The sequence below is a fragment of the Saccharibacillus alkalitolerans genome (assembly GCF_011090185.1).
GTDB lineage: Bacteria > Bacillota > Bacilli > Paenibacillales > Paenibacillaceae > Saccharibacillus > Saccharibacillus alkalitolerans.
Window position 1 is genome coordinate 726,187 of the sequence record NZ_JAAFGS010000001.1, and the last position, 25,139, is coordinate 751,325.

At 58.7% G+C, this 25,139-nt stretch carries 16 protein-coding genes; 12 read left to right on the forward strand and 4 right to left on the reverse strand.

Annotated elements, in window-relative coordinates:
- Positions 1 to 48 precede the first annotated feature (48 nt).
- The 3 genes from GYN08_RS03120 to GYN08_RS03130 form a co-directional block, all read right to left on the reverse strand.
- Positions 49 to 1,347: a glutamate-5-semialdehyde dehydrogenase gene (locus GYN08_RS03120; RefSeq protein WP_206023573.1), complete on the reverse strand. Its 1,299-nt coding sequence runs from the start codon at positions 1,345 to 1,347 to the stop codon at positions 49 to 51.
- A 114-nt stretch (positions 1,348 to 1,461) separates the two neighbouring features.
- Positions 1,462 to 2,565: a glutamate 5-kinase gene (gene proB, locus GYN08_RS03125; protein ID WP_166272383.1), complete on the reverse strand. Its 1,104-nt coding sequence runs from the start codon at positions 2,563 to 2,565 to the stop codon at positions 1,462 to 1,464.
- Between the two features lie 416 nt (positions 2,566 to 2,981).
- Positions 2,982 to 3,899 carry a LysR family transcriptional regulator gene (locus tag GYN08_RS03130; RefSeq protein ID WP_166272385.1) on the reverse strand — a complete coding sequence of 306 codons (918 nt, stop codon included), beginning with the start codon at positions 3,897 to 3,899 and terminating at the stop codon, positions 2,982 to 2,984.
- Between the two features lie 204 nt (positions 3,900 to 4,103).
- Between GYN08_RS03130 and leuC the strand changes: the two genes are divergently transcribed.
- The 12 genes from leuC (at position 4,104) to GYN08_RS03190 (ending at position 24,047) form a co-directional block, all read left to right on the forward strand.
- Positions 4,104 to 5,525: a 3-isopropylmalate dehydratase large subunit gene (leuC, locus tag GYN08_RS03135; RefSeq protein ID WP_166272387.1), complete on the forward strand. Its 1,422-nt coding sequence runs from the start codon at positions 4,104 to 4,106 to the stop codon at positions 5,523 to 5,525.
- 26 nt (positions 5,526 to 5,551) lie between these two features.
- Positions 5,552 to 6,154: a 3-isopropylmalate dehydratase small subunit gene (gene leuD, locus GYN08_RS03140; protein ID WP_166272389.1), complete on the forward strand. Its 603-nt coding sequence runs from the start codon at positions 5,552 to 5,554 to the stop codon at positions 6,152 to 6,154.
- 158 nt (positions 6,155 to 6,312) lie between these two features.
- Positions 6,313 to 6,957: a DUF6037 family protein gene (locus GYN08_RS03145; protein ID WP_166272391.1), complete on the forward strand. Its 645-nt coding sequence runs from the start codon at positions 6,313 to 6,315 to the stop codon at positions 6,955 to 6,957.
- A gap of 405 nt (positions 6,958 to 7,362) precedes the next feature.
- Entirely contained in the window at positions 7,363 to 8,760 is a 1,398-nt protein-coding gene (locus tag GYN08_RS03150; protein ID WP_166272393.1) for an N-acetylmuramoyl-L-alanine amidase, read from the forward strand.
- Between the two features lie 129 nt (positions 8,761 to 8,889).
- Entirely contained in the window at positions 8,890 to 11,664 is a 2,775-nt protein-coding gene (locus tag GYN08_RS03155; RefSeq protein ID WP_166272395.1) for an S-layer homology domain-containing protein, read from the forward strand.
- Between the two features lie 133 nt (positions 11,665 to 11,797).
- A complete protein-coding gene (nth, locus tag GYN08_RS03160) occupies positions 11,798 to 12,469 on the forward strand; it encodes an endonuclease III (RefSeq protein ID WP_166272397.1) in 672 nt (223 codons plus the stop codon).
- A 57-nt stretch (positions 12,470 to 12,526) separates the two neighbouring features.
- Positions 12,527 to 12,784 (forward strand): NAD/NADP transhydrogenase alpha subunit, encoded by a 258-nt coding sequence (locus GYN08_RS03165; RefSeq protein WP_166273095.1) that lies wholly within the window; start codon positions 12,527 to 12,529, stop codon positions 12,782 to 12,784.
- 44 nt (positions 12,785 to 12,828) lie between these two features.
- Complete coding sequence (locus GYN08_RS03170; protein WP_166272399.1) at positions 12,829 to 16,725, forward strand: dynamin family protein; 3,897 nt, start codon at positions 12,829 to 12,831, stop codon at positions 16,723 to 16,725.
- Between the two features lie 230 nt (positions 16,726 to 16,955).
- Positions 16,956 to 19,373, forward strand: a complete 2,418-nt coding sequence (locus tag GYN08_RS03175) for a putative bifunctional diguanylate cyclase/phosphodiesterase (protein WP_166272401.1) — start codon at positions 16,956 to 16,958, stop codon at positions 19,371 to 19,373.
- 360 nt (positions 19,374 to 19,733) lie between these two features.
- On the forward strand, positions 19,734 to 20,582 hold the full coding sequence (locus GYN08_RS03180; RefSeq protein WP_166272403.1) for a S66 peptidase family protein: 849 nt from the start codon (positions 19,734 to 19,736) through the stop codon (positions 20,580 to 20,582).
- Between the two features lie 221 nt (positions 20,583 to 20,803).
- Positions 20,804 to 21,667, forward strand: coding sequence for a peptide-methionine (S)-S-oxide reductase MsrA (gene msrA, locus GYN08_RS03185; RefSeq protein ID WP_235945853.1), 864 nt, complete (start codon positions 20,804 to 20,806; stop codon positions 21,665 to 21,667).
- Between the two features lie 130 nt (positions 21,668 to 21,797).
- Positions 21,798 to 24,047, forward strand: a complete 2,250-nt coding sequence (locus tag GYN08_RS03190) for a helix-turn-helix domain-containing protein (RefSeq protein WP_166272407.1) — start codon at positions 21,798 to 21,800, stop codon at positions 24,045 to 24,047.
- A 106-nt stretch (positions 24,048 to 24,153) separates the two neighbouring features.
- Here the strand turns inward: GYN08_RS03190 and GYN08_RS03195 are convergent, their stop codons facing one another.
- Entirely contained in the window at positions 24,154 to 25,041 is an 888-nt protein-coding gene (locus GYN08_RS03195; RefSeq protein ID WP_166272409.1) for a carbohydrate ABC transporter permease, read from the reverse strand.
- Between the last annotated feature and the right edge of the window lie 98 nt (positions 25,042 to 25,139).

Genomic DNA, 25,139 nt, shown 5'->3' on the forward strand with positions numbered 1-25,139 from the left:
TCGCCGGAAACCGGAGCACGGCGAAGCGGGGACAGTACACAGCGGAACTTAAGGGCGGACCTGACCGTTACCGTAAATGCGGTATTTGGACGAAGTCAGCGCAGGCAGCCCCATCGGACCGCGGGCGTGCAGCTTCTGCGTGCTGATGCCGATCTCCGCACCGAATCCGAACTCGCAGCCGTCGGTGAAGCGGGTCGAAGCGTTATGGTAAACGGCCGCCGCGTCGATTTCGTTTAGGAAACGGACGGCATTTTCGTCGTCTTCGGTTACGATGCATTCGGAATGCTTCGTGCCGAATTTGGCGATATGGGCGGCCGCTTCGCCCAGCCCGTTTACAACTTTGATATTGAGAATGTAGTCGTTATATTCGGTGCCGTAATCTTCCTCGGAAGCCGACTTGGCTTCCGGCACCAATGCCAGGGCGCGTTCGTCGCCGCGCAGTTCGACGCCGCGTTCAAGCAGGCGGTCCGCCAGAGCGCGCAGACGCTGCCGCGCGAAGTCTTCGTGCAGGATCAGCGTTTCCATGGAATTGCAGACGGAAGGACGCTGGACTTTGGCGTTCAGGGCGATTTCTTCCGCCATCACGGCGTCGGCGGAAGCATCGATATACGTATGGCATACGCCGGCACCCGTCTCGATCACGGGAACCGTTGCATTGCGGACAACGTTATCGATCAGCGAACGGCCGCCGCGCGGAATGATGACGTCGAGCAGGCCGTTCAGTTTGAGCATTTCGTCGACGGAAGAACGCGAAGCGTCTTCGATGACCTGCAGCGCGTCCGGCGGCAGGGCCGTACGTTCAAGGGCGCCGCGCAGCACTTCGGCGATACGCTTGTTGGTCGACAGGGCGGCGGAGCCGCCGCGCAGCACGACGGCGTTGCCCGTCTTGAGGCAGAGCGCGGCCGCGTCGACCGTCACGTTCGGCCTTGCTTCGTAGACGATGCCGATAACGCCGAGCGGCACGCTGACTTTTTCGATGCGCAGGCCGTTCGGCCGCTCGATCGTCTCGAGCACCTTCCCGGTCGGATCGGGCAGTTCCGCCACCAGGCGCAGCGCGTCCGCGATCGAAGCGATCCGCTCCTCGTTGAGCATCAGCCGGTCGAGCAGCGACTCGCTCGTGCCGTTCGCGCGTCCGCGTTCCAGATCGTCGCGGTTCGCTTCGATCAGCGAGACGGCTTCCGCCTTTAAGGCTTCCGCCATTGTCAGCAGGGCGGCATTTTTTTCTTCCGTGGCGAGCGAAGCCATCCGGCGAGCCGCCGTGCCGGCAAGCATCGCTTTGGCGCGAACCTCGCTTCGGGTTTCGCCGTCGTTGCGGGCGGCTTGATCGTTCATCCGCAATTCACTCATGTTCGATTCCTCCTGTGTCTCGTTATAAATAGTCCGATAGGCAGACAAACCGTCGTCCCCGAGTTTTCCGCGAGCTTCGGGAAGCGGCGGGGAACAAGCCTGCGGCCGGGAAATTCAGCCCAGCGAAATCCATTCGTCCCGATGAATGGCTTCAAGGCGATGAAGCCCGTTCAATTTTTCCAATACTTGAGGCCCCGGCAGGCCGCAAACGCTCTGCAGGTCTTCCATGTCATAGTTGACGACGCCACGGCCGACAATCTCGCCGGCCGGTCCTCGCACTTCGACGACGTCGCCCGCATGGAACTGCCCCTCCACGCCGGTGATGCCGACGGGCAGCAGGCTGCGGCCTTCTTCGGCCAGCGCGCGCCGCGCGCCGGCATCGACGATCAGCGCGCCGAGCGGCCGCGACAGATAGCCGAGCCACTGCTTTTTGACCGGCATCGACGAGAGCTTCGTCGTGAAATGCGTGCCTTTGCCGGCTCCTTCGGCGGCGGCGGCCAGATCGCCGCTTTCGTCCGCGCGGCCGACGAATACGGGGACGCCGCCGCGGGTCGCGATGCGGGCCGCATCCAGCTTGGAGCGCATGCCGCCCGTGCCGACGCCGGTTCCGGCTCCGCCCGCCATCCGATAGATATCGTCGTCGATCTCGTCCACCGTCTCGTACTTGAAAGCGTCCGGATCGTGCCGGGGATCGGCGCTGTACAGCCCGTCCGTATCGGTCAGAATAACGAGCCTGTCCGCTTTGACCAGGTTGGCGACGAGAGCGGAGAGCGTATCGTTGTCTCCGAACTTCAACTCGTCGACGGACACCGTGTCGTTTTCGTTGAAGATCGGCAGGATGCCGCGCTCCAGCAGCTCTTCGATCGTCATGACCGCGCTGCCGATCCGCTTGCGGCTGTGGAAGTCCGTCCGCGTCAGCAAAATTTGCGCGGCGACATGACCGTATTTGGCCAGCTCCTCTTGGTAGGCGCGCATAAGCAGCGCCTGTCCGACGGCTGCGGACGCCTGCTTCTCGTGCAGCTTCTTCGGACGTTCGGAATAGCCGATCGCCCGGAAGCCGGCGGCCACGGCGCCCGAGGTGACCAGCAGCGGCTGATAGCCGCGTTCGTACAACCGAGCCAGCTCTCCGGCGAAATACGCTACCGCTTCCCGGTTCAATCCGCCCCGGCTGCCGGTCAGCGAACTGCTGCCTATTTTGACTACGATGCGTTTTAGCATGAAATTCTCCTTCTTTCTGTCCGCGCAAAAAATAAAAGCTTTCGTCCAGGCGCAGCATGAGCTGCGCGAAGGACGAAAGCTTGAGAGGCGCTTCCGCGGTACCACCTTGATTGACGGCGAAGGCCGTCCGACTCGAACCCCGCTAACGGAGGGGAACCGTCCGGACTTGGGGTCCGGCTCGCTCGGGGATAGGTTTCGGAAAGGCCGGGCCGTGAATTCTTGCAGCCATCGGGTTGCGCGGAAGACACCGGAGTGCCGACGCGAACCGCAAAGGAATTCACTCTCTGGAAGGCGGTCGCTTTCTTACTGGTCCCGTCATTGCGGAGTAACGTTTGGTTTTTCCTAGAATAGCACGCGGGGCGAAGTTTGTAAAAGGCGTAATTTCCTAAGAACCGAAACGCCTGCCGGCAGACTGTTCAAGCATGCGTCAGTCTGTTCATCGTGCCGCGAAGCGTCTCGATAAAAGCTTCCGCCGCCTTGGACCGCGACCGGCCTTTCCGGTAAGCGATGACGAGCTTGCGGTACGGTACGGGATCGGCAAGCGGGAGATAGACCGGCAGCAGTTCGCTCCGTTTGGAGCGGGCGACGAACCTCGGAACGAGCGTGATGCCCATGCCGGCCGCCACCAGCGACTGAAGCGTCTCCATATTGCTGCTTTCGAATACGATCTGGGGTTCGTAGCCGGCTTGACGGCAGAGGTCGATCAGCGTTTTCCGCAGACCCTGGCCTTGTTTCAGAATAATGAACGGTTCATTTTCCAGCTCCTGCATGTCGACGCCTCCCGGCGCATTCGGATCGGAGCGAAGCGCCAGTCGATGGTTCGGCGGCACGGCCAGATCGATCGGCTCGTCCGCGATCGGTTCGTAATCCAGCGTCGGCTCGTTGAGGGGAAGGGAGAGCAGACTGATGTCCGTTTTTCCGTTCGCCGTCAAACGTTCGAGGTTATGCGACGTATCTTCCAGCAGCGTCACGTCGATGCCCGGGTAGTCGGCGCGGAATGCCGGCAGAACGTGGGGCAGCAGATGGGAGCCGGTGATCGGCATGCTGCCGACCGTGATGCGTCCTTTGCGCAGCTGCGAAATGTCTTCCATTTCAACCCGAAGAAGATCCATTTCGTCGATGATCCGCTGAGCCCGCTTCATGAATTCGCGCCCCGCATGCGTCAGCTCGACATTGCTCGTGTTGCGCTGGAACAGCAGCACGCCGAGTTCTTTTTCCAGCTTGGAAAGCTGCTGGCTGAGAGAAGGCTGGGCGATGTGCAGCTTCTCGGCGGCCCTCGAAAAATTGCGTTCGGCCGCAATCATCAGCGCATATTGAAGCTGTCTTAATTCCATTCGGGCATGCTCCTCCGTTTTTTCGTTATCCGAGATTTATTTTAACGTTTATGCACCGGATACGTCTATAGGCAAAACCTATCGCGATTATAGTTATTATATCTTGGAACAATGAGACATCGCCATGTTATATTTAACGCAATAACAAAACCGGCGCTTTACGGGCAGCACAGTCGGTTCGAATCCAGCAGCGGGGTGAATAAGATGAGCAAAAAGACCATGTACGAGAAAATTTGGGACAATCACGTCATTCATCAGGAAGAGGGCAAACCGTCCATCATTTATATCGATCTGCATCTGGTGCACGAAGTCACGTCGCCGCAGGCTTTCGAAGGACTGCGCCTGAGCGGCCGCCAGGTTCGCCGTCCGGACCGCACGTTCGCGACGATGGACCATAACGTGCCGACGACCGACCGTTTCAACATCAAGGACCCGATTTCCAAACAGCAGATCGATACGCTGACGCAGAACTGCAAAGACTTCGGCGTCAAGCTGTTCGATCTCGACACGCTCGATCAAGGCGTCGTGCACGTCATGGGACCGGAACTGGGGCTGACCCATCCGGGCAAAACGATCGTCTGCGGCGACAGCCACACTTCCACGCACGGCGCGTTCGGCGCTCTCTCGTTCGGCATCGGAACCAGCGAAGTGGAACATGTTCTGGCGACCCAGTGTCTGCAGCAGGGCAAGTCGAAGACGATGGAAGTCCGTTTTAACGGCAAGCGCAAACCGGGCGTGACCGCAAAAGACATGATCCTGGGCGTTATCGCCCAATACGGTACCGACTTCGCGACCGGTTACGTGCTGGAATATACGGGCGAAGCGATCCGCAGTCTGACGATGGAAGAGCGGATGACGGTCTGCAACATGTCGATCGAAGGCGGAGCTAGAGCCGGACTGATCGCGCCGGACGAAACGACGTTCGAGCATATCCGGGGACGCCAGTATGCGCCGCAGGGCGAAGCGTTCGAAGCGGCGGTGGCGGATTGGAAAAAACTCGTAACGGACGAAGGCGCCCAGTATGACCGCGTCGTCGAATTCGATGTCGATTCCCTCATTCCGCAGGTGACCTGGGGAACCAGCCCGGGCATGGGCTCGAACATCGATTCGGTCGTGCCGAATCCGGCCGACTTCGCGACGGAGAACGAACGCCGGGCCGCCGAAAAAGCGCTGGAATACATGGATCTGGTTCCGGGAACCCGGATGTCGGACATTCCGATCGATTATGTCTTTATCGGCTCCTGTACCAACGGGCGTATCGAAGATCTGCGCGCCGCGGCCGAAATCGCCAAAGGGTACAAGGTCGCGGACCGGGTAACGGCGATCGTCGTTCCGGGTTCGGGCCGCGTCAAGCTTCAAGCCGAAGAAGAAGGATTGGACGTCATTTTCCGCGAAGCGGGCTTCGAATGGCGCGAGGCGGGCTGCAGCATGTGTCTGGCGATGAACCCGGACGTGCTTCAGCCGGGACAGCGCTGCGCGTCGACGTCGAACCGCAACTTCGAAGGACGGCAGGGCCGCGGAGGACGGACGCATCTCGTATCGCCGGCCATGGCCGCCGCCGCGGCGATCGAAGGCCGTTTCACCGACGTGCGCGACTGGAAATTCAAGACGGAAGCCGTGATCTGACCAATCTCCGGAAAGAAGGGACTCATATGGAAGCATTCAAACAGTTAAACGGACTCGTCGCCCCGGTGGATCGGGTCAACGTCGATACGGACGCCATCATTCCCAAGCAGTTTTTGAAACGCATCGAACGGACCGGTTTCGGCCAGTTCCTGTTCTTCGAGTGGCGCTTCGACGAAGCGGGCGAAGTCAATCCTTCGTTCGAGATGAACAAGCCGCGCTATCAAGGCGCCGAAGTGCTGATCTCCCGAGCCAACTTCGGCTGCGGATCTTCCCGCGAGCATGCTCCGTGGGCGATTATGGATTACGGATTCCGCTGCGTAATCGCGCCGTCGTTCGCCGACATTTTCTACAATAACTGCTTCAAAAACGGCATTCTGCCGATCAAGCTGTCGGAGGAGCAGGTACAGGAGCTGTTCTCCCGTACGGCGCAGCATGAAGGCTACCGGCTGAACGTCAACTTGGAACAAAAAACGCTCACCGACGAATACGGTTTGCGGATCGACTTCGATCTGGACGAACACCGCCGCCAGTTCCTGCTGCAGGGACTCGACGATATCGGTCTGACGCTGCAGCACGAAGACGAGATTTCGGCCTACGAAGCCAAGCGCGCCGAGCGCGCTTACGTGTAACCGCTCGTGTCCGATCCGTTTCGCCGCCGCCCTTTTTCGGGCAGGCGGCTTTTTCTGTTCGGCCCGGGCGAGACCGAAGACGCATGCCTGGAAGGATGCGCGGCTTCGGTCTATAATGGATTGTCAGGTTCATCATTTATCGGAAAGAGGAGAAGAAGATGCGTTCGCCGCTGCTGGGCAATCTGGAGAAGTTAAAAAGAGACATGGAAAAAAAAGGCCGGTGCGTCGATTCCTTTTTGTTCGAACATCGAAAGCGGACGTATGTCGTCCTGGTGAAGCTGTACGGCGAAAGCGGGAGTCGGCCGGAGCAGGCGCTGGCGGAGCTGGAATTTCTGAATACCGCAAATGCGCGGGACCGGTTGTCGGTACCGGCAAGCCGTTGGCAGTTCATCATCGACGCGCGCGAACTTCGAACTTACTTCGGCATCGATTACGAGGAAAATCTCGGCGAGGCGTTTCGGCGCTTTTACGACTACTTCGGCGGGTTCGTCCCGCTTCGGGCCGCCGCGAAAAAGTCTGCGGAGGAGAGAGAAGCGATGGTCGCCTGGTTAAGCCGTCAAGACGGGGAAGAAGCGGACCGGGTTTACTGCTGCGGGGTCAGAAAGACGCCCGGAGGGCAAAACGGCATTCCTGCCGAGCGAAGCCTTTTCAACGACAACAAGGCGCGTCTTCTTCGTCCGAGGCTGCACAAATTGTTGAAAACCGAACGCCGATTGAGCTTTTGTTTCTCGAACGACCCGGCAGACGAACGGACGGATGACGATATTTTAAAAAAAGGGCGAGGTTTTTTGTCCGAACTCTAAGTTTTGGCCGCCCGTTCTGCCGATAGTATAAATGAAACAACCTGCGTTAGGCGGACGACCGGGCCCGATGAAGGAAGGTCGGCGACTGCTTCGGGACGCGCGAAAATATCCCGGTCTGCAGTCCCGGGCGACGCAAAAACCGGGATTCCAAATCGCGCAAACAACGGGCGAAAATCCGCGCAAAAAAAACCGTCGATTCCCTGCGGCGTGCGGGAAGACAGAAGTTAAAGCGAAATTGGTGACAAAAATGCAATAAATGTCGCAACTTTTGAGAAAAGTCCGCGTCTAAGCTAACGTGAGCAGCTGTTGGGATGTCAATAGTTCGGAATTGCCCGAAGGCGTTTGGGAGCAAGCGTCCTAGGTCAAAAGTCCGACGAAAAAAGCGAAGAATTTAGAGGTGGATGAATGAAAAAGTACGTGTTAACGACAGTGATGGCGGTCCTGATGCTGATGTTCTTGCTCCCGCATATGGGACAAGCGGCATCTTCGGGAACCAAAATCGTATTGGACAATCGGGAATTGGCCAATGCGGACGTATTAACCGTCAATCAGACCACGATGGTGCCGATCCGGGTCGTGTCCGAGGAACTGGGTTACAAAGTGGGTTGGAATCAAGCGGCGCAGCAGGTTACGATCGGCAGCGGCGCGGATACCGTTGTACTCACCATTAACCAGAAAACGGCCACGGCAAACGGAGCGATTGTTTCTCTGACTCAAGCGGCAATGGCTGAAAATCAAACGACTTATGTGCCGCTGCGTTTCGTCAGCTCGCAGATGGGTCTTCAAGTCAAGTGGGAGAATACGGCCAAAACCGTTTATCTGTTCACTTCCGGCAATCCGGCGGGGAGCCAGATCGGCTCGACGCCGCCGGCGTCGTCCAACGGCGGCGCAAACGTTCCGAACGCGGTTCTGGCTCGAGTACAGGCCATCAGCTTCAGCGACAACCGTCTGATGGTAACGACGGACCGCTCGGTAAGCGTAAAAGATTCCGTCCTTGCCGGTCCTAACCGGATTCTGCTCGAACTGTCGAATACCGGTTTCGGTCCCGCCATCGGCGGCAACCTGGCCGTAGGCGAAGTCGGCACGATCGCGGTTCCGAACGCGGCCAACGTGTCCCAGGTGCGCTACTTCATTCCGAAGTCGAATCCGAACACGGTGCAGGTCGTCATCGACCTGAAGAGCGCAAATACGTACAAACTGTCCACCGAGGGCACTTCCGTATTCGTTGCTCTGGATAAGGTAACGGCGCCGAACACCAACGTGGGCGGCAGCGGCAAAAAGGTCATCGTGATCGATGCCGGTCACGGCAATCAGGATCCCGGCGCCGTAGGCAACGGCATCCGCGAGAAGGATATCAACCTGGGCATCGCGCTCAAAGTGGAAGCCATTTTGAAAAAAAATTCGAAGGTGGATGTCGTCATGACCCGCAGCGACGATACGTTCCTGGAACTTAAAGAACGCGTGCGCGTCGCGAAGAACGTCAACGCCGACGTCTTCATCTCCATTCATAACAACAGCGGTTCGGCAGCGGCTACCGGTACCGAAACGTACTATCAGCGGGATAACAGCAAGGCGCTGGCGACTACGCTGCACAAGTACATTTTGCAGGCGACCGGATTCAAGGACCGCAAGGTGCAGTACGGCAATTTCCACGTCATCCGCGAGACGACGATGCCTGCCGCGCTGTTGGAAGTCGGTTTCGTAAGCAGCGCGAACGATGCGGCGCAGCTGAGAAAAGAAGATTTCCAGCAGCGCGTGGCCGAAGCGATCGCCAAGGGTCTGCTGGAATACTTGGGCGTGTAATCGACGAAAACCGAAGCCCGTGAAATAGTTACGATTCTTTCATAATTCGCCGTCGGCAGGAAAGAAAGATGCCGGCGGCGAATTCTTTATGTTCAACGCTCAATCGCTTGTGACAAGAGGAAAGGGGACATGGAAAACATGCAGCAGTTCAAATACAACCGGCGCCAATCCGGCGGGAAATCGGTGAAAGCAAGCAAAATGGTACCGGCGGTGCTCGCCGTGATGATGGGGGCAAGCGGAGGCTCGTTCGCGCTGGCCGCGGAGACGGCTCCGACAGCGGCAGCGCCCGCCGCGGCAGCTTCGGCGACCGTTCCGGCAGGTTTCAGCGACGTCAAATCCGGCTACTGGGCGGAAAAACATATTTATAAACTCGCGGCGCAGGGAATCGTGCTCGGGCAAAACGGGCAGTTCAAGCCCGGAGACAACATTACGCGCCAGGAAGCGATCACGATGGCGATCCGTTTCATCGGAGCGGAGAGCGAGCTCGGCTCGGCCGAGACGGCGGTACTTCCGAACGGACTTACCGTGAGCAACTACTTCAAGCCTTACGTGGATCTGGCGCTCGATAAAGGCCTGATCAAATCCGCGGAGGAGAGCGACGCCGAAGGCAAGTCCTGGGGAACCCAGCCGGCCAGCCGCGAATGGGTGACCAAAATTTTGGTTCGCGCCATCGGCAAAGAGTCGGAAGCTTTGGCTTCGTCCGCCGCGACGTCGTTCGCCGACAACGCCTCCATCGCGAAAGGAAGCGTGGGATACGTCAGCACGGCCGTCAAGCTGGGCATCGCCCAGGGCGTGGAAAACAACAAGTTCAATCCGGCGGGATCGGTCACTCGCGCGCAGATGGCCACGTTCTTGAGCCGCGCCGAAAGCTACATTACCCCTACATACGCGGGAATGACCACGGGCATCGTGACGGGGTTGACCCCCAATTCCCTGACGCTTTACGCGGACGGAAAAAGCACGACCTATGCGCTCGGCTCCGGCACCGTTTATTTTGCGGCCGACTCCGAGGCGAAAGTCCAACCGTCGGCCGTGCAGCTGTATACGCGCGTCATGGCGGCGGGGACGGGACAGCAGGCCGCTTACGTCGAGATCGTCGACGCCAAGCCGCAGGTCGAGACGATTACGGGCGAATTCGACCGCGTCACCGGATCGAATACGCTGTGGATGAAAGCGGAGAACGATTATCCGAAATACGAGTACGACGCTTCGACCGTTTTCCTCGATCAGAACGGAAATAAAGTCGATCCGAAAAGTGTCAGCGCGGGAAGCCGGGTAACGCTGCTGCGCGAAACGTATTCCGGGCAGAATAAGATTTTGACCGTACAGGTAACATCGGGCAACGTCAGCAAGACGGACACGGGAACGGTCGCCTCCGTCGATACCGCAGCGGGTACCGTGACGCTGACCGCTTCCGCCGGTTTATCCGAACAATACAAGCTCGATTCGTCCTCGATCGTCCGCTACCAAAACGAAATTCTGAACGCGGCCGACTTGAAGCCGGGCAGCAAAATTCGTTATACGGTCGAGAATAATGTGATCCGCACGATCGAAGTGACGGAAAGCGTCGAGCGCACCATCACGGCTTCGCTGTACCAAACGTCTGTCGACGGTTCTACGCTTACGTATCAAACGGATTCCGGCGCGCTTGAAGTCAAGCTGATCGCGGACAAGGCGGCGGTCGTTATCGGCGACAAAGCCGCCTTGTTCCAGGATTTGATCGCGGACAAGAAGCAGGGGGACCGGGTTACGCTGACGCTGAACGGAAACGGAGAAGTCACGCGTATCGTCGTAAAAGACCGGGAAGCGACCCAACTGTCGTTCGCGACCGTAAGTTCTTACGATCCGGCGACGGGCGTGTTGGCCGTGATCGATTCGGCGGGCAAGCCTCATGCTTTCAGTCTCGACGCGAATACCAAATTGACTTATAATAATGCGTCGCTATCGCCCTCGCTTAAAGGCATCGAGCCGCTGCTGGTCAAAGGCAGAGGAGTGAATCTTACGGCCGTAAGCAGCCGCCTGCTGTCACTGGAAGTCGTTTATAAGTACGAAGGAACCGTCGAGCAGGTGAACGCGGCGGCGCTGTCGCTCACTTTGAAGCTCGACGACGGCACCAGCGTCAAGCTGCCTTACGGCACGACGGGCACCGTCGTCCAAGCCTATGGCGTAAGCAATGCCACGATGTCGAACGTGAAAACGGGCGATCGCGTCGTTGCTTCGTTGTATGCGGATCGGGTGGCGCTGCAGTCCGTGGCGGTGCAGACGACAAAACAGTTCCGGGTAACCGGCACGACGCCGGGAAGCAGCCGGCTGAGCGTGGAGCAGGGCGGAGTCACTTCCAATCTGTATGTCGACAACAAGCTGATCCTCAATGCGCAGGGCGGACAAATCGGCTATGCGGGCCTTACGGTCGGCAGCTTGGTCGACGTCACGTTCAGCGGTCCCGACGTTTCCAAAGTCCGGCTGTCGGACAGCGTGATCGGAACGGTCCAGAGCGTCGACGCGGCTTCCCGCTCCGTTACGCTGCTGACGTCGACGGGCGCGACCCGTACGTATTCGGGAGCGGTCACGCCGCTGAACGTTAACCAAAACGGTTCGATTGTATCGGGAGTCGCGACGCTTACGGCCGGACAGCATGTGCAGGCGGTCGTCCAGCCGGACGGCAGCACGTTGTTCACCGCCTTCCAGGCTTTGAGCAAGAGTTTCTGGAGATACGATGCGGTCACGCAGACCGTTTACGTCAAAGTGACGCCGGGATCGTCCGAAGCCAATTCGTTCAAATTGGCACCGGAAGCCTGGGTTCATCAGGGCGCGACGAATATCAGCGTGCAATCGCTCGCCGGAGATGATAAAATCGTATTGTATCTGAATAACAACGTCGTGTACGAGCTTGCGAAACAATAGATTTCCGCCCGGCGCCTGTCGGGTACGGCCAGGCCGGCTCGGTGCGAACGCAAGCGTTCGCGCCGGCCGGTTTGTCTTTGGGATCCGGATTCGGCGAAGCTTCGTGATGACGACGCGGGAAAAGGATTGAGCCATGACAAACGCGAAGGTCAGACATATTCTGGATACGATCGCCGGCATGTATCCGGACGCCCGCTGCGAACTGGATCACGGCAACGCGTTCGAATTGACGATCGCGGTTCTGCTGTCGGCGCAGTGCACGGATGCGACGGTCAATAAAGTGACCAAGGATCTGTTCGAGAAGTATCACACCCCGGCCGATTACGTTTCGGTCTCGCGCGAGGAATTGGAGCAGGATATTCGCAGAATCGGTCTTTACCGAAACAAAGCGAAGCATATTCAAAGTCTGTGCCATCTGCTGATCGAGCAGTACGGAGGGGAGATTCCGAGCGCGCACGACGAGCTGGTCAAGCTGCCCGGAGTCGGACGCAAAACGGCCAACGTCGTGGTCTCGAACGCATTCGACGTTCCGGCGATCGCGGTGGACACCCATGTCGAACGCGTATCGAAGCGTCTCGGTTTGGCGGCGGAAGGCGATTCAGTGCTCGAGGTCGAAAAAAAGCTGATGAAAAAGGTGCCGAAGGACGAATGGACGATGACGCATCACCGTTTGATTTTCTTCGGCCGCTATCACTGCAAGGCGCAGTCGCCGAACTGCCAGGTCTGTCCGCTGCTCGACGTGTGCAAGGAAGGCAAAAAACGCATGAAGACGTCGACGGTGCGAAGAACGCGCAAATCGGGCTGAATGCCGCGCAAAACGGATTGAAAATTACACAAAAAGAGGATGGGCACGATGGAAAACATGAAATGCGTAACGGTTTATACCAATGAGTTCGAAAAATTTTCGGACATTTTCGAGCAGGTACTGGCAAGCGACATTCCGGAAAACGAAGATACGGAAGTCGAAGGCGTGACGGTAGGCGTGGTCACCGACATTCCGGAAGAGTACATCGAACAGATGCGGGTAAAACCGGAAGTGGTCGTTATGCGCGACAAAAAACGCAATATCACGATTTTGCAGCACGGCAAAATTTTCGAAATTTTCATCCCGTCCGTTTAAGCTTCTTAAGCGAAGTTTAAACGGCGCTGAACCTGGAGGAGCATATGGCGGAGACGACAATGAAATCCGGGGATCTGCACAAGACATTGGAGCGGCTGCGTGCCGCTCTAATTTCATATGAAGATCCCGAGACGGCGGCCAAGATCGGCCAATTGGAACGCAAGTGGGACCGAAGGGAGCTGACGCTCGCTTTTCTCGGCCATTTTTCGGCCGGCAAATCCAGCCTGATCAACGCGCTGTGCGGGGGACCGCTGCTGCCTTCCGGGCCTCTGCCGACGACGGCGAACGCCGCGATTATCCGCAGCGGAGAGCGCCGGGCGGAAATTACGCTGCATCCGTCGGACGAAGCGGCCGGTATTCCGTTATCCGAAGGAGAGCGGAACGGAGAGCCGAAAAAGCTTGTGTTGGCCCCCGAAGAGATGGAAGAAGCGTTGGCGCGTTACTGCAAGGACGGCGAAGCGTACGCGACGGTCGAGATCTGGGGCGATATTCCGCTGCTTCAGGGCGGGGGAGCTTTTCTCGACACGCCCGGCGTCGATTCCACCGACGCGGCGCACGCTTCCGCGACCGATGCCGCGCTTCATTTGGCGGATGTCGTGTTCTATGTCATGGATTACAACCATGTTCAGTCGGAAACGAATCTGGCGTTTGCCAAAAGCCTGTCCGATCTGGGCAAGCCGCTTGTCCTGATCGTCAATCAGGTCGACAAGCACCGCGAATCGGAGCTGCCGTTCGCGCTGTACCGCGAAACGGTCGAGCGCACGTTTGCCGACTGGCAAATCGAATCGGCAGGCGTCATGTATTTGTCCGTCAAGCGTCCTCAGCATCCGCTGAGCGGCTGGAACGGACTGGTTTCTTTGATCGAACGGCTGCTGCAAGATCGGGAAGGCATTTTGGAACGGGGAGTGCGTCTGGCCGTTCAGGATCTGATCGATCGCCATTTGAGCCGGGAGCGGGACATTCGCCCCGACGAAGCGGCGGCGCTTGACGATCGCGAGCAGGAACTCGAGGGTGAAGCGGAAGCAGCCTTGCAAGCGCTTCAGTCCAGGCGCGACGAGCTGGCGAATCGGGGCTTGAAGGCCCGTGAGCGAATGATGGACGATCTGGGGCGGACGCTGGACAATGCGCCGATCATGCCGGCGTCGCTGCGCGACCTGATTCAATCGTATTTGGAAGCGTCGGCGCCGGGCTTCCGCGCGGGCGGGCTGTTCGGTTCGAAGAAAAAGACCGAACAGGAACGCGGGCAGCGGCTGGCCGCCGTGACGGCGGATTTCGCGGAGCGCGTCGAGGCGGGCCTTGACGTGCATGTGCGCGAACGGCTGCGCGCGTTCGGTCGGGAACTCGGCGTATGGAACGCCGAGCGCGAAGCGCAGCTTGAAGGGGCGCTGCCGCGTGTCGAAAGCGGCTGGATCTCCGGGCGCCTGAAGGAAGGCGCCCGGGTATCGCCGGAATATGTCATGAACTTCTCCGGCGATCTGCGCGCGGACGCGCTCGGCCGCTTCCGCAGGGCGGCCCTGGAATTCGCCGACCGGCTGCTGGAGAGCCGGGCGCCGCAGGACGCGGAGCAGCTGGCCGGACTCGGGGGCCAGCTTGCGGAGGCAGAAGCGCTCGCGGACAAAGCGCGGCGCCGCCGCGAAGTGCGCGAAGCGCTGGACCGGCGCGAAGCGGAGCTGTCGCGGCTGCTCGGCGAAGCCGGGGCTCTGCCGGCGGCCGCGCTGCCGGCGCTGGATGCGCTGCGGAGCGAAGCCGAAGCGGCCGCCGAAGCCGCCGAAGGCGCGGCCGGATCCGATGAAGCGGCAGAGAGCGCCGGCACCTCCGGCGCGGTGCGCGCAGGCGGACAGTCCCATGCTCGCACATCGTTCGAAAACGGGGAGCCGCAGGCCGGGACGGAACGCGGGAACGCGGTTTCTCCGCCGCCCGGCTCGCCCGGCGTGTCCGGCGAAGACGCTCTCTTGGGGATGCCGAATTTCGGCGAACACCGCGCCGGCGCCGCGGCTTCCGGCCGCCTCGGCATTCTGCATGCCGCGGCGGACCGTCTGCGCGAAGCTTCCGCTCTTCTCGAACCGCTGCCGGCATTCGGTTCGTCCCTGCGGGCAATGCGCGAGCGCGAGGCTTCGCTGCGCGGAGGGCGCTTCACGCTGGCCCTGTTCGGAGCGTTCAGCGCCGGCAAATCTTCGTTCGCCAACGCGCTGCTCGGCGAGGCGTATCTGCCGGTATCGCCGCATCCGACGACCGCGGCGATCAATCGGATCATGGCGCCGGAGCGCGCCGAAGACCACGGCAAAGCGCTTGTCGTCATGAAGACGAACGACGAGCTGATGGGCGATCTGGCCGATGCCTGCGAACTGCTCGGACTAAAAGACCCGGCACTCGGGCGTTGGCGCTCCGAAGTCCGCGCGCTGACCCCGGACCGTATCCATCCGTCGGGCCGCGCGCATTACAGCTTCCTGCGCGCCGCCGATGCAGGCTTCGACCGGGCGGCGCCGCTGCTGGGCACCGAAAACCTGGCGGGCCCCGAAGAGTTCAGGCAGTATGCGGCGGACGAAAGCCGCGCCTGCTTCGTCAAGCGAATCGACCTGTACGTCGATTCCGAATGGACGCGTCAGGGCATCGTTCTCGTCGATACGCCGGGAGCCGACTCGGTTCATGCGCGGCACACGGGCGTTACGTTCGATTATATGAAAAATGCCGACGCGCTCGTGTTCGTCACCTATTACAATCACGCTTTCTCCCGGGCCGACCGACAGTTTCTGGCACAGCTCGGCCGGGTCAAAGGCAGCGACACGGTCGACAAGACTTTCTTTATCGTCAATGCCGCGGACTTGGCCGATTCGGAGGAAGAGTGCGCCGGAGTGACGGCGCATCTGGAGGAACGGCTGCGCGGCGAAGGCATTATGCAGCCTCGCATCTATCCCGTTTCCAGTCTGAACGCGCTGGAGAACAAGAGCCGCGCGCGGAGAGCCGATGCCGTTCCGAACGAAGAGAATTCGCCGTACGGCGCTGCGTTCGACCGCTTTGCGGACTTTGAACGCGAATTGATGCATTTTGCTGCGGAAGAACTGGCCGGGCTTGCGGCAGCGGCGGCGGACCGGGAGATCGAGTCGGCCCGCGATCGGCTGTCCAAGTGGATTCAGGAGGCGGCGCAGGGCGAAGAAGCGCGGAAGGTCCGCCGCGAAAAGCTCGACCTTTCTTTGTCCGAAGCGCGGAACGTCGTTCGCTCCGCCGGAAAGGCGGACAAAACGCCCGAGCTGGTGCGCGAAATCCGGGAGCTGCTGTTCCACGTTCGTCAGCGGATCGAATTCCGCTTCGGCGCCTGGTTCGCCGAAAGCTTCAATCCCGCGCAGCTGCATGCGGGAATGGGCGATCTGAAAGCGTCTTTCCTGGCCTGCGGACGGGAATTGTCCCGAATGATCGCCCGCGAAGCCGAGAACGAGCTGCTTGCGACGGGGCTGCGGATCGAACGCGCCGGTCAGCGGATGCTGAAGGCGGAATTGGACGACGCCCGGGAAAGGCTGGCCGCTCTGGGAGCCCCTTTCGATCGCTTGGAGAGCGGAAGCGGCGGAGAATGGGAAACGCCGGAGATTTCCGAAGTGCAGCTCGGCGGAGCCTTGAATTGGGCTTCGCTGTGGCCGCTGTTCAAAAACCCCAAAACCTTTTTCGAACAGCGGGGCCGCGACGTGGTTCGCGAAGCGGCTTTGTCGACGTTCCGGGAAGCTCTGCAGCATATTACCGATTCCAGGCTGCCGGAATTCGAAGCTTTTTACGGCGTACAGCTTGCGCGGAAGCTCGAAGCGGAAGCGGAATCGCTGCTCGGTCAAGCCGAAGAAGCGGCGGAAGGCATGCGCATTTCGCTCAGCGGCAAGCCCGATACGGAGCTCTGGCAGCGGATCGAAGCCCGCCTCGGAAGCGTGCTTGAAGGGTTGGCGGAGTCGCAAACCTAACAGAGCTTCGGTGCGTAGGGGTCTTTTATCCTATCGTTTTTCTTGAAAATACCGTTCGGCATGCAAATACAGGAACTTTCTGTCATTTGCATGCCTTTTTTATGTCTAAACCGGGTTTCAAGACTCAAATTGCTGGGTAACTTATATGATAAAAGGCTCATCATCGTTGGATACAGCGGTGGATATTGCACAATCGGGCCCCTAAAGCCACAGAGGCGGGAGAGAAGATCATGAACGACATCCTGGAAATCCTATCACTGAATGGGGTATATTTGACGATTGCGCTGCTCGGATCGATTGCGGCTTGCATGCTTATTACGTACGGTGCCGCATGGAAACAATCGGAACTGCGAACCGGTCGGGTCAGACGGAGGCAGGGAATCGTAATTTTATTGGGCACGGCCGCTTTCAGTATCGGTCATATCGTGGCCCCGCTGTCTTTGGAGCTTCCGGTCAGCGGGGATTATTATGCCGTTCATCTGGCGTTTACCGTGCTGGGATGCTTGGCGGCGACGTCGCTGGCCATTCGTTATTCGGTGGTTTCGTCGAACGGGGCGGGCCGTTTCTTTTTGACGGGACTGGTCGTATCGCTGACGATCCTGCTGTTCGATTACGCCAACGTTTTGTTTCTGTTTCGCGACCTGGCCGTATGGAACCCCGATCTTGTCGCCATGACTTCGCTGCTGACTTTTTGCACGGGTTTTGCGGTCATCCGTCTCATTACGCTGTCCAACCGCAATCGCGAGCACGGGCTGCACTCGCGCTGGAGCATGCCCGGCATCGTGCTGGCAGGCGTTGCGCTGTTCGGCGTTCCCCTTTTATGCGTGCTGTCCGTGCTGCCGCTGGATACGTATAACCGGTCGGGAGAAATCGGCGAAAACCGGGCATTCTTGTTCCCGTATCTCGTCATGCTGGCCGTCGTTTGCTGCCTGGTAGCCGTTCCGGACGAGTTCGTTCGCATTCGCGAAAAGCTGCAGAGCCGCAAAATTCGCGAGCGCGAACAGCATTACATTTCCCTCTACGAACATAATCCCGACGGCGTGCTGGAATTCGATTATCAGGGAACGGTGGTCGGAATGAACGCGCAGGCCGATTCTCTCGGAAAAAAGCTGGGCAAAAAAGTGCTGGGCGTCCGCTTCAGCGACCTGTTTGTCGGCGAGCAGAGGCGGATCGTGGCCGAACATATGAAGCTTGTGCTCGGAGGCCGCCCCGGAACGGTGGATATCGATCTGAAGGGAGCCGACGGAAACGTTCAATCTTACTCGCTCACCTCGCTGCCCATCGTCGTGGATCGCCGAGTGGTGGGCGCCTACAGCATCGCCAAAAATATTACCAAGCGCAAGCGGGATCAGGAAACGATCCGTCATCTGGCTTATCACGATGAACTGACCGGATTGGCCAACCGCCGATCTTTCGAAATCACGCTCGAGCGTTACGCCAATTACGGCGAGCGCAAGCCTGAACCGTTTACGCTGCTGTTCGTCGATCTGGACCGGTTCAAGCGGGTGAACGACTTTTTCGGCCATGCGTTCGGAGACCTCGTCATTCAGCACGCCGGACGGCTGATCAAGGAAAGCATTCCTTCGAACGCTTTCCTTGCCCGAATGGGAGGCGACGAATTTACCGTGATATTGCCCGGCGTTTGCAGTCGTGCCGAAGCGGAGAAATGGGCGGGCAGTATCGTCGAGCGCTTTACCGCTCCTTTTGAAGTCGGCAAGCATACGGTCAAACTGTCCGCCTCGGTCGGCATCTCCCGATACCCGGAAGACGGGGTGTCGAGCGAACTATTGACCAAATACGCGGATTCCGCCATGTATGAAGCCAAGCAGAACGGCAGCTCGCAGTACCGTTTTTACGATGCCGCCCAAGATCGTACCAGCCTGGAAGAGATTCGGCTGGAACAGGAATTGGAATACGCCATCGAACGGAACCAGCTGCGGCTGCTGTACCAACCGAAATTCGATATTCGCAGCGGCCTGCCGATCGGTTACGAAGCGCTTATTCGCTGGGATCATCCCGAGCACGGCGAAATATCGCCTCTTCGTTTCATTCCGCTGGCGGAGAAGAGCGGCATGATCGTTCCGATCGAACAATGGGTGCTGCGTACGGCCTGTCTTCAAGCGAAACGCTGGCAGGCCGGAGGGCGTGACCCTCTGCCGATTGCCGTCAACGTCTCGCAGGTTCATCTCATGAAGCCGGATATTTACGAGTCGATTCTGGACACGCTGGAAGAAACGGGACTCGATCCGCGCTTGCTGGAGCTGGAAATCACCGAAAGCGCGATGATGCATAACGAAGAGCATGTGATCGAAATTCTCGACCAACTTAAAGGCGCCGGCATTTCGGTCTCGATGGACGATTTCGGAACGGGATACAGCTCGCTCAGCTATCTGCACAGCCTTCCGATCAGCTGTCTCAAGATCGACCGTTCTTTTATTCGCAAAATCACCACCGACAAGGACAGCAAAGCCATTGCCGAAATGATTATTTCGATGGCCAGGCAGTTGGACCTCAAAATTATCGCCGAAGGCGTCGAGACAAGCGAGCAGGTGGCGCTGCTTCAGGAGCTGCAGTGTTATAACGTGCAAGGGTTTTATTACAGCCGGCCGCTGCCGCCCGAGCAGTTGGAACGCGAACAAGTTTCTTGAATGGACGGACAGGACTCAACATGCGAAAGCCCCGTTTCTGACAAACGGGGCTTTTGTCGCATCCGAAGACCACAACATAAATAAAATAATGAAAAATTCACAATAGAAAACATCAAAAACGAAAACCCGATCAACGCCGGAATCACTCCGCGCAAGAGCCGAAAACGACGCGCAAACGGAGCACATGGAACGCACAGGTCGGCACTGCGAAAAACGGGCGCGGGGAAGACAAGCGGAAAGCGATGCGAAAATCGTGTAAAATTAAAGAAAAGGACGGGCGAAACGGCCGAAGCGGAAAGCATTCACAAGCGACCCGCCTCGCGCCCGCTCGCGTCTTGTTTAGCCAAAGGAGAGATAAACATGTCCCCATTCCGATTGAAATCCGGCGACACCGTCGCTCTGATCGCTTGTTCGGACGGCATGGCGCCGGAAGACCGCGTCCGGATCGACGCGCTCGCCGGCCATTTGCGCCATTTCGGTCTGCAGGTCGAAGAATCGCGCACGTTGATGCGCGCGCACGGTCCGTTCAGCGGAACTCCGGGCGAACGGGCGGGCGAACTGAACCGGCTGTTCGCCGATCCCCGGATTGCCGCCATTTTCGATATTTCGGGCGGCGACTCGGCGAATCAAATTTTGCCGCTGCTCGATTACGGCGCGATACGGAAGTCGGATACGCCGATGTTCGGGCTGAGCGACCTGACGAGCGTGCTGAACGCCGTGTCGGCGCGCAGCGGCGTCCGCACCTACCATTACCGCACCATGAATTTGATCGGCGGCTACGGGGAACGGCAGCGGGAGGAATTTTATCGGACCTTCTTCGAAGGGCTGCCGGATCTGTACAATTTCGATTTTGAATTTTTGCGGGGAGAAGATTTGAACGGAGACGTGATCGGCGGCAATCTGCGCTGCCTGCTTAAGCTGGCCGGCACGCCGTATTGGCCGGATTTCGCAGGGAAGGTGCTGCTGCTGGAATCGCTCGGCGGAGGCGCGAACCGGATCGCTTCGCTGCTGTCCCAGCTGTCGCAGACCGGCGCTTTCGAGCGCTGCTCGGGCCTGCTGCTGGGAACGTTCACGGAACTCGAAAACCGCGGGGAGTTCGCTGCCGTTCGCGATTACGTATTGGAGTTGACCGGGGAACGCGGCATTCCGGTCGTCAAATCGGGACGGATCGGACATGGCGAGGACGCAAAATGCGTCGTACTCGGATAAGGAGAGATGGCATGAAGATCGGCAGACGCCTGCTCGGCCGTTTCGGAGGAAAACGGGGTTCGTCCGATAAGCCGCCCGTATCCATATCGAAGCCGGATGCCGACGTGCTCGGCGGCAGCGTATTCGATTGGGCAGGGAACGCTTCGGATAAGCGTCCGTCCGATTCGCTCCGTCCTCCTTCGTTCGAACGGGCGACCTTCGCGGGAGGATGCTTCTGGTGCATGGTGGCGCCGTTCGACGAACTGCCGGGGATTGTACAGATCGTCTCCGGCTATACCGGCGGCCATACCGAGAATCCGACGTACGAAGAAGTCGGCAGCGAGACGACCGGTCATGCGGAAGCGGTGGAGATTACGTTCGATCCGGCCGTCTTCCCTTATTCGCGTCTGCTGCGGCTGTTCTGGCAGCAGATCGATCCGACCGACGCCGACGGACAGTTTCAGGATCGCGGAGCTTCGTACCGAACCGCGATCTTCGTTCATAACGAAGAGCAGCGCCGGGAAGCGGAAGCCTCGAAGAAAGCGCTGCAGAAGAGCGGTCGCTTCAAGGGGAAGATCGTGACCGAAATTGCCGACGCCGGTCCTTTTTATCCCGCGGAGGAAGAACATCAGGATTATTACAAGCATCGGTTCGGCCATTACCGTCTATACCGCCAGCATTCGGGCCGGGATGCGTTCATAAGCGGGCACTGGAACACGGACAGCGACCGCGAGCGGCTGCGCGAACGTCTGACCGCAACGGAATACGGAGTCATGGTGCGGGGTGATATGGAGCCGCCTTATGACAATGCGTACTGGAACGAGACGCGGTCAGGTCTTTATGTCGACCGGCTGAGCGGAGATCCGCTGTTCGACTCGGCGCATAAGTACGACGCCGGCGACGGATGGCCGGCTTTTTCGCGGACGGCGGACAGCCACCTCGTCCGGCGCGAAGCGAATTTGAGCGGAGGAGAAGTGCGAACCGCGCTCGTCAGCCGGCTGACCGGCCTGAAACTCGGTTACCTGCTGTATGACGGTCCCGGCGAAAGCCGACTGCATTACCGGGTGAATTCCGCCGCCCTGCGTTTCGTACCGAGCGAAGAGTAGGTCGGAAAGCGGTCGCAGGCGGAGCGGTCGGCAGACCGACAGATTTCCGCGCGAAAAAAGATAGGGGTTACGAAACAGCCGATGAAAGCGTTATAATATGGAAGAATCTTATAAACGCTGGAGGAATTCCATGAAAAAAGGAAGAATGTTTTACAAAACGTTTATTCCGATTCTTCTGCTGGGCGTCGGCCTGGCCGTCAGCTTCGGCATTTACACGTACATCCAGACGGTTCGTTCCGTGATCGACAGCGTGGCCGAGGAGAAACAGAATTCCATTACCCAGATCAAAAATAACTTGGAACAAAAAATCAGAACTATTGAATACGCTTTCAATACATATAGTACGACCAGTTCGTTCCGCGAAGCGGTCGATCGTCCGATCACCGAGCGGGATTTTCAGGCGTACCGCGAAGTGAACTCGCAGCTGAATTATATCGCCACGATGGGACTGGAGGGCGCGGAATACACCTTGATCAGCCTGAACCGGGATTGGCGGATCTCCAACGGAACGCTGTCCCATATCGATGCCGAAGAAAAAGAACGGCTGTACGGACAGTATATCGAAAACCGGGAAAAAGGCCTGTTCTGGATCCGAACGGAGTCGGGCATTCGCTTCGTCAATACGCTGCCGGCTTTTTCCAGACAGAAGGAAGCGATCGCGCTGTCGGATATCTCGCTCGCTACGCTTAACCGTACGCTTCGGACCGAGGACGGCGCACGTGTTTTTATTTTGAACAAACAAGGGGATCTCATGTACGATACCGGCTCCGGCCCTCATGCTCCGGCGCTGGACGAGACCCGGAGGACCGGCTTGGCGCGGGCGGCAGGGGACGGCGAAGCGGGCGGGATGCTCGATTGGGAGGCGGAGGGGCAATCGCAGGGCCGGCTGATTTACTCCCGCTCCGCATACAACAACTGGACTTATTTTACCGTACTGGATCAAGGGGAGATCGCCGGCGCGCTGAAGGGAACACGTTTGGGCTTGATCGCGATGGAATTGGCCCTGATTCTGCTGATCGCCGTCGTGGCTTACTGGATCGCGGGACATTTCACGAAGCCGATCCGTCAGATTACCCGGAGTCTGCCCGCCCAGTCCTCGCTGCCGGTCAAGAATGAGATCGATTGGATCTTGTCTTCGATTAACCGGCTGCTGAGCGAGAAGCAGAGCCTGGAAAGTCTGATGGAAGCGGAGAAGCCGCAGCTGGAAACCCAGTTCGTGCTCAATTTGTTCCGCAGCCGGATCGCCGCCGGGGAACTGAAGCATCAGCTGCACCGGCTCGGTTACGACGGAGGCGAATCGCGCCGGTACGTGACGATGCTCGTGCAGCTCGATAACGTGGGCAAGCGCGATACGCCGGACCGCGACGTGCTGCTGCTGGCCGTGAACAAGATCGCCGAAGAAATCGTCCCTGCGCGCGAACGCATGCTTCCGGTCATTTTGAACGACAGCACGCAGGCCACCCTTTTAATGTTCGACGAAGCGGACGATCCGGAAATTCGGCGCAAAATGCTCAAATATGCCAAAGAAATCGTGCGCGCCGTCAAGGAATATCTCAAGCTGTCCGTCAGCGTCGGAATCAGCCGGGCGTATCCGCAGCTGCTCAAGAGCCGGGAAGCATGCGAGATGAGCAAGCAGGCGCTGCATCAGCGGCTGAATCTCGGCAAGGAATCGATTATTTTTTACGAGGATATTACGGGGCTTGTCTCCGGGCCCGTCCTGCTGCATTATCCCGCGGAGCTGGAATCGAAGCTGTTCGACGCGATCCGCCTCGGGGACGAGCAGCGGGTAGCGGCGGCCCTTTACCCGCTGCTGGCCGAATTCATGAAGAAGAGCCGCAATTCGATGAATCTGGAGGTTATGCTGATCCGGCTGGTCAATAATTTGATTCAGCTGGAGCAGCTGCTCGGCATCGAGGTGCTGATGACCGCGGACAATCACGAGCTGTATCACCGTCTGCTCAGCATCCGCAACCCGGAGGAAGTGGAGCGCGTTCTGGTGGAACAGGTCATTTTCCCGATGGTGCGCAGCATGGAGAAGAAGACGAACGAGCAGTTCCGCTGCCTGTCGCAAAAAATCGCGGACATCGTGCGCGAAGAATACGATCGCGAGCTTTCGCTGGAAATGATCGGAGAACGGCTGCACTACAATCCCAATTACTTAAGCAGCATTTTCAAGAAGGAATTCGGCGTTACGTTCAGCGATTACTTGATGGGCTACCGGCTCGACATGGCGAAGAAATGGCTGACCGAGACGGACCAGACCGTCAAAGAGATCGCCGAAAGGCTGCAGTACCACAATCCGCAGAACTTCATCCGCTCCTTCCGGAAAAAGGAACAGGTGACGCCGGGCGTATACCGCAAACTGAGACAGAACATGTGAGGCGGCGATGACGGCGCTGCGGGAAATCCGAGAGAAAAAGGCCCCGTGCTCCTGTGTTTTCACAGAAGGACGGGGCCTGCGCATGACAGGAGCGAAGCGCGGGAGATCAGCCTTTGACCGCGCCCAGCAGCGCTCCCTTCGTAAAATGCTTCTGCACGAACGGATAAGCGATCAGCATCGGCACGGTGGCGACGACGATGACCGCCATCTTGATCGTCTGCGCGGGAGGAATGACGTCGACCGAGGTGCCTTCCGCCTGCATGCCGCTCGACACGATGACGATCTGGCGCAGCAGCACCTGGATCGGCCATTTGCCGGAATCGTTCAGGTACAAAATGGCGGTCATGTACGTGTTCCAATAAGTCACGGCATAGAACAGCGAGATGGTGGCGATGGACGGCAGGGCGAGCGGAAGCATGATTTTGAAAAAGATGCCCAGATCGTTGCTGCCGTCGATTTTCGCGGATTCTTCGAGCTCGTCGGGCAGCGCCTGGAAAAAGTTGCGCATGATGATCAGGTTGAACGCGTTGACGGCGACGGGCAGAATCAGCGACCAGTAGGAATCGATCAGGCCGGTGCCTTTCACGACCAGGAACGTCGGGATCATGCCGCCGCTGAACAGCATGGAGAAGACGACGATGAAGTTGATGAAATTGCGTCCCCTCAAATATTTTCGCGACAGCCCGTAAGCCATCAGCGCGGTGAGCGCCATGCTGACGAACGTGCCGACCAGCGTGACGCCGATCGAGACGCCGAGACCTTTGAAGATGGTCGGAGTAGACAGAATATAACGGTAGGCATCCAGGGAAAACGTCGTAGGGAACAAAATGAACCGTTTGGAGACGACTTCCTGGGTAGAGGCGAACGAGCTGGCGATGACGTTGATAAAAGGAACCAGACAGATCAGGGCGATCGCGATCAGCAGCGTGTAGTTGGCGATGTTGAACATCCGGCTGCCGAGCGTTTGTTTGCGGGTTGCGGGTAAATGCTCCATGGTTGCGGACCTCCTTATGGACTTGAATGCCTATCTCCACGATAACAGCGGCGCGGCGTTCCGTATATAATCCGGGGGCGAGATGCTGAAGGCGAAAC

Excerpts from the sequence above, each read along its gene's own strand:
- GYN08_RS03180 (WP_166272403.1), top strand. The coding sequence starts at position 19,734 with ATGTCCCCATTCCGATTGAAATCCGGCGACACCGTCGCTCTGATCGCT.
- GYN08_RS03150 (WP_166272393.1), top strand. The coding sequence starts at position 7,363 with ATGAAAAAGTACGTGTTAACGACAGTGATGGCGGTCCTGATGCTGATG.
- nth (WP_166272397.1), top strand. The coding sequence starts at position 11,798 with ATGACAAACGCGAAGGTCAGACATATTCTGGATACGATCGCCGGCATG.
- proB (WP_166272383.1), bottom strand. The coding sequence starts at position 2,565 with ATGCTAAAACGCATCGTAGTCAAAATAGGCAGCAGTTCGCTGACCGGC.
- GYN08_RS03175 (WP_166272401.1), top strand. The coding sequence starts at position 16,956 with ATGAACGACATCCTGGAAATCCTATCACTGAATGGGGTATATTTGACG.
- GYN08_RS03165 (WP_166273095.1), top strand. The coding sequence starts at position 12,527 with ATGAAATGCGTAACGGTTTATACCAATGAGTTCGAAAAATTTTCGGAC.
- GYN08_RS03195 (WP_166272409.1), bottom strand. The coding sequence starts at position 25,041 with ATGGAGCATTTACCCGCAACCCGCAAACAAACGCTCGGCAGCCGGATG.
- GYN08_RS03120 (WP_206023573.1), bottom strand. The coding sequence starts at position 1,347 with ATGAGTGAATTGCGGATGAACGATCAAGCCGCCCGCAACGACGGCGAA.
- GYN08_RS03170 (WP_166272399.1), top strand. The coding sequence starts at position 12,829 with ATGGCGGAGACGACAATGAAATCCGGGGATCTGCACAAGACATTGGAG.
- leuC (WP_166272387.1), top strand. The coding sequence starts at position 4,104 with ATGAGCAAAAAGACCATGTACGAGAAAATTTGGGACAATCACGTCATT.
- GYN08_RS03155 (WP_166272395.1), top strand. The coding sequence starts at position 8,890 with ATGGAAAACATGCAGCAGTTCAAATACAACCGGCGCCAATCCGGCGGG.
- GYN08_RS03145 (WP_166272391.1), top strand. The coding sequence starts at position 6,313 with ATGCGTTCGCCGCTGCTGGGCAATCTGGAGAAGTTAAAAAGAGACATG.
- msrA (WP_235945853.1), top strand. The coding sequence starts at position 20,804 with ATGGTGGCGCCGTTCGACGAACTGCCGGGGATTGTACAGATCGTCTCC.
- leuD (WP_166272389.1), top strand. The coding sequence starts at position 5,552 with ATGGAAGCATTCAAACAGTTAAACGGACTCGTCGCCCCGGTGGATCGG.
- GYN08_RS03130 (WP_166272385.1), bottom strand. The coding sequence starts at position 3,899 with ATGGAATTAAGACAGCTTCAATATGCGCTGATGATTGCGGCCGAACGC.
- GYN08_RS03190 (WP_166272407.1), top strand. The coding sequence starts at position 21,798 with ATGAAAAAAGGAAGAATGTTTTACAAAACGTTTATTCCGATTCTTCTG.